Source organism: Sphingobium ummariense RL-3 (genome assembly GCF_000447205.1).
Classification (GTDB): domain Bacteria; phylum Pseudomonadota; class Alphaproteobacteria; order Sphingomonadales; family Sphingomonadaceae; genus Sphingobium; species Sphingobium ummariense.
This window is the reverse complement of sequence record NZ_AUWY01000083.1, coordinates 1-4,647: the sequence shown is the minus strand read 5'-3', so window position 1 is coordinate 4,647 and position 4,647 is coordinate 1. Positions and strand designations below refer to the sequence as shown.

Sequence of the window (4,647 nt, the reverse complement as noted above, 5' to 3'; positions counted from 1 at the left end):
CGCCTTCGCCGCCCTGTCCCGCGCCGGGGCCGCCCTCGCGTCCGCCGCCCAGCGTCGCGTTCAGCCAGTACATGCCCGGCTGCGGCCAGCTGACGCTGATCTTCCCGTCCTTGTCGGCGGTCAGATCCATCTCGCCCGCCGAATTGCGGTAGCGAACGCCGCCGGGAATGACCGTGACCTTCAGGCCCGCCGCGGGCTTGCCGTCCAGCAGGAACTGGAACGTCGCGGCCTCGCCCGACACCAGGTCGTTGGGATGGGTCACCGGCACCAGCTCGATGCCCTCGCCGGTGGGCTTGAACAGCGTGGTGGTGGGCGCGCCCAGCGTCACGAAGATCTCGTTGCGGTTCGCCATCTCGGCGGTCTGCACGTCGGTCGCGCCGGCCGGGATGACGCCCGCCAGCTTGTCCTTGGTGACGCCGCGCGGCAGCCGCTCGCGCTTGCCGTTCAGCATGTAGCTGCCCATGATCCCGGTCATCACATTGGCGATGCGATAGGTGCCCGGCTGGGTCAGGTGCACGTCGAAGGTCGAACGGTACTTGCCCGTCGCGGCATTCTCGATCTTCCCCGCGCTGCCATCCGGCTGGGTCACGGTGATGCCGTCGGTGCGCATGGGCACATGGTCGAAATAGAACAGGTCGTTGGAAACGGCTGCGTCCACCGTCACCCAGCTCTGGTCGCCCGACAGCACGGTGGAGGAGGGCAGCATCCACTGCCGGTGCGCCTGCGCGGCGCCCGAAAGCAGCAGCGCGGCGATCGCGCCCGCGACGATATGTCTGGTCTTCATCTCTCTATCCCCTTCTATTTCGCGAAGCTGAGGCTCAGCGCCCCCAATTCGGTGCTGCCCTTGGCCTGCACCGTGGCGCCCGGCTTGGGCGGCCAGGCGAAGGGCAGGCGCACGACCTCGCGCCCGCCGACCTCGCGCGCGGCTTCCACCACCAGCGTGTAATTGCCGGGCGTCAGGGTGCCGACCGGCCCCTTGCCCGTGACGAAGGCGATCTTCTGCACGCCGGGCGCGCGGGTGGCGCCGGACACGCCGTCCGCCGGGAACTTCATGCCCCGGCCCGATGCGCGCCACCATTGCCGTACCTCGTTCAGCCATTTGGTGCCTTCGCCGCCGCGCTTGTCGACATCGTACCAGACCGACAGGGTGCGGGCCGCCGCGCCTTCCCTCTCGATCCAGATCGCCACATAGGGCCGGTGATATTCGGCCACCGACAGGCGCGGGATGGTGATGCTGAGGTTCAGCGTCTCCGCACCGGCGGGCGCCGCCGCCGCGCCCGCGGCACCGATCGCGGCGCCCCCGGAAAGCAGCAGTCTGTGGCTGATCTGCATGGCTTGTAAGTTCCCCCTGTCAGTGAATGAAGATGATGGCCAGGATCGCCGGGATGGCGAGCCCGGCGGCGACCAGCGGCCAGGTGCTGGGCCGCTTGGCGGAATGAAGCTGGAGCAGCAGCAGCCCCGTCAGCGCGAACAGGAAGCAGGCGACCGCGAAGATGTCGATGAACCACTTCCACGCCGCGCCGGTGTTGCGGCCCTTGTGCAGGTCGTTGAGGTAGCTGATCCAGCCCCGGCTGGTCGCCTCGCTGGTGACTTCGCCGCTGTGCCGGTCGATCGCGACCCAGCCGTCGCCGCCGGGTCGGGGCAGGGCCAGATAGACCTCGTCCGCCGACCATTCGGCGATGCCGGCGCCGCTCTGCCCGATTGCTTTTTCCACCCAGGCGGCGACGGGGGCGGGCAGGGGCTTCTTTGTGTCCGGCGCGCCGTCGGCCGCGACCTGGCGCAGCAGCGCGGGCGGCAGGGTGGCGGATTTCTCGACCGTCTTGGGCGCGCCTTCGACATCGGCGGCATGGTTCAGCGTGATGCCGGTGAAGGCGAACAGCAGCAGCCCGATCAGGCTGATCGCCGAACTGACCCAATGCCAGGTATGGAGCTGCTTCAGCCAGAAGGCCTTGGGCCCCTTCTTCTTTTTCGGCTGGACGCGGGCGGGAGCGTGCATCGGGAAGCGGCGAGTCCTGTCTGGAGCAAGACCAGCCGCATAACGCGAACGACTCGCAATTGCAAACGCGGAGATCGTCGTGGGATGTCCTGGTGCCATCGCCGCCAGAGCTTCGGGACGCCGACCATGCTGTCGCGGTTGACTCAGCCCAAACTCCGACAATACTTAAGTGGATGCTACAGTATGATTCGCAACCCCTGGACAAGGCATTCCACGCCCTCTCCGATCCTGGCCGTCGCGCGATGATCGAGCGCCTGAGCGTCGGTCCAGCCTCGGTCAGCGAACTCGCCAAGCCATTGCCGATGACGCTCTCGGCAGTGGTTCAGCACCTCAAGGTTCTGGAGGACGCCGGCCTCGTCAAAAGCGGCAAGGTGGGGCGCGTGCGCACCTGCACTCTTGAAATCGCCGCGATGGCGCAAGCGGAACGCTGGATCGCCGATCGCAAGCGCTTCTGGGAACAGCAATATGATCAACTCGAAGCCTATCTCGCACAGGCCTCATCGACCGGAGAAACGGAATGATCGTGACCCACGCCACTTTCGTCATAGAACGACAACTGAATGCGCCGCCCGACCGGGTGTTTGCCGCCTATGCCAGCCTCGCGGCCAAGAGCGCGTGGTTCAGGACGCCGACCGATGCCGAGGTGCTGGACCGCGACTTCGATTTCCGCGTCGGCGGAAAGGAGCGCTTCCGCGCTCGCTGGGTCAGCGGGCTGGTGACCGACTTTCAGGCGACCTACCACGACATCGTGGAAAATGAGCGGATCGTGCTCGTCTATGACCTGTTTCACGGCGACGAGAAGCTCTCGGTATCGTTGCAGACGATCGAACTGCGCGCTGACGGTGGGAGGACGCGGCTGCTGCATACGGAGCAGGGCGCATATTTCTCGGGCGGGCAGGATGCCGTGGACGGCCGCGAACACGGCACCGCATGGCATGTGGACAATCTGGTTGCGGTCCTCGAAGGGCGCGAAGCGAGGCCTCTCATATGACGCTAGAACTCTTCGCCCATCCGTTCTCCTCCTATTGTCAGAAGGCGCTGATCGCCCTTTACGAGAACGATATTCCCTTCACCTATCGCATGATGGAGGATCCCGGCGTCGCGGAGGAATTTGCGTCGCTATGGCCGATCCGCAAATTCCCGCTGCTGCGCGACGATGGCCGCGTCATCCTGGAAACCACGATCATCATCGAACATCTGCACGTCCGCTATCCGGGACCGGTCAGGCTGATCCCGGACGATCCCGACCTCGCCGTCGAAGCGCGCATGCTCGACCGGTTCTTCGACAACTATGTGATGACGCCGCAGGGCAAGTTCGTGGCCGATGCGCTGCGCCCGCCCGAAAGCCGCGACCCTTACGGTGTGGAGGAAGCGCGCCGGATGCTCGACACCAGTTACGCCTGGCTCGACCAGCGCATGCAGGGCCGCACCTGGGCGGTAGGCGACAGCTTCACCTTGGCTGATTGCGCCGCCGCGCCCTCCCTGTTCTACGCCGACTGGACGCACCGCATCCCTGATCGGTACCAGCATCTCACCGCCTATCGCGCGCGTTTGCTCCAACGCCCGTCCTTCGCCCGCGCCGTCGAGGAGGCGCGTCGGTTTCGCCACTATTTCCCGCTGGGCGCGCCGGACCGGGACTAGGTCCGGCAGGCGTCCCTAAACCCGCCGGAACGGATAGGGGCTCGCCGTCCGCTCATAGCCGTGCAGGTCCAGCGCCCGCGTGACGGGGGGCAGCGCGCGGTCGGGGCAGCCGCGCCGCTCGCACAGGGCGCAGGTCGGGCCGACGCCGACCGCATCGCCCTTTTCCGCGTCGATCCCGTCGGCATGGCACAGCCGCGCGGCATGCTTCGCTTCGCAGCCGATTGCGATCACCGCCCGGCCCCGCGCATCGGGCGCACCGGTGGCCGGCAGCGCCAGCGCGAAGGTCAGGAAGCGTTGCCCCTCCACCGTCTCGATCAACCGCGTCTGCACCCGTTCGGCGTCGCGCGCGTCGCCCGCATCCCAGCGCGGGCAGGTTCCGCCGAAGCGGGCGAAGGGCCAGGCCTCGCCGTCGAAGCGCTTGGACACGATTCCCGCCCGGTGCAGCTTCACCATGAAGAAGGGCACGCCCCGCGCGCCGGTGCGGCCCAGGCTGGTGAGCCGATGAGCAAGCTGCTCGGCCGACACGCCGAAGCGCGCGCGCAGCAGCGGCAGGTCGTGGCGCGTCTGCTCGGCCGCCTGGCGGAAGCGGTCATAGGGCATGACCAGCGCGGCGGCGGCGTAGTTGGTGAGCGCGATCCCCGTGATCCGGCGGCTGTCCTCGTCCGGCGGCGTGGCGCGCGCGACCTGGCCGGCGATCGCGTCCGCCAGCTCCTGCGCGCAGAGCTGGTAGGCGAGGGCGAACAGACGACCCGATGCGGGCAGTCGCTCGCTCAGCAGCACGCGCCGCCGGTGCATGTCGTAATGGCGCAGCGTTCCCGCCAGCACGTCCGCCCGCACCACTTGCGCGCCGATCGCATGCCGGTCCTTCAAGCGCGCGCGGATCGCCGCCTGCAGTAAGGCAGGCTCCTCCTCGCCCAGCTCTCCCGCCAGCGCCTCGGCAGCCGCGTCCAGCTCGGCGAAATGATTGCCCGCCCGCGCCACCGTCTCCCGCAGCCAGTCGACCGGCGCGT

7 protein-coding genes are annotated in these 4,647 nt (G+C 67.9%); 3 read left to right on the top strand and 4 right to left on the bottom strand.

The annotated features are described in order from the left end of the window. The 3 genes from M529_RS36510 to M529_RS36500 form a co-directional block, all read right to left on the bottom strand. On the bottom strand, positions 1 to 784 hold a 784-nt coding region (locus M529_RS36510), incomplete at its 3' end, for a DUF4198 domain-containing protein (RefSeq protein ID WP_021318214.1). A gap of 14 nt (positions 785 to 798) precedes the next feature. Beyond that, positions 799 to 1,332: a DUF2271 domain-containing protein gene (locus M529_RS36505; protein ID WP_021318213.1), complete on the bottom strand. Its 534-nt coding sequence runs from the start codon at positions 1,330 to 1,332 to the stop codon at positions 799 to 801. Positions 1,333 to 1,351: 19 nt separating this feature from the next. Next, a complete protein-coding gene (locus tag M529_RS36500) occupies positions 1,352 to 1,996 on the bottom strand; it encodes a PepSY-associated TM helix domain-containing protein (RefSeq protein WP_021318212.1) in 645 nt (214 codons plus the stop codon). 173 nt (positions 1,997 to 2,169) lie between these two features. On the opposite strand from M529_RS36500, the gene M529_RS0124715 reads away from it, so the two are divergent. From M529_RS0124715 to M529_RS36490, 3 genes are read left to right on the top strand one after another with little or no spacing between them, the layout of a single operon-like run. Continuing rightward, the gene (locus tag M529_RS0124715; RefSeq protein ID WP_031295015.1) at positions 2,170 to 2,517 is read left to right on the top strand and encodes an ArsR/SmtB family transcription factor; all 348 of its coding nucleotides are present in this window, start codon (positions 2,170 to 2,172) and stop codon (positions 2,515 to 2,517) included. Continuing rightward, positions 2,514 to 2,987 carry an SRPBCC family protein gene (locus M529_RS36495; protein WP_021318210.1) on the top strand — a complete coding sequence of 158 codons (474 nt, stop codon included), beginning with the start codon at positions 2,514 to 2,516 and terminating at the stop codon, positions 2,985 to 2,987. Before M529_RS0124715 ends, M529_RS36495 begins: the two co-directional genes overlap by 4 nt. After that, the gene (locus M529_RS36490) at positions 2,984 to 3,637 is read left to right on the top strand and encodes a glutathione S-transferase family protein (RefSeq protein ID WP_021318209.1); all 654 of its coding nucleotides are present in this window, start codon (positions 2,984 to 2,986) and stop codon (positions 3,635 to 3,637) included. The genes M529_RS36495 and M529_RS36490 overlap by 4 nt, the downstream gene beginning before the upstream one ends. A 15-nt stretch (positions 3,638 to 3,652) precedes the next feature. Here M529_RS36490 and M529_RS36485 read toward each other — a convergent pair. Beyond that, positions 3,653 to 4,647, bottom strand: a 995-nt coding sequence (locus M529_RS36485; RefSeq protein ID WP_021318208.1) for a helix-turn-helix domain-containing protein, incomplete at its 5' end; no start/stop codon positions are given.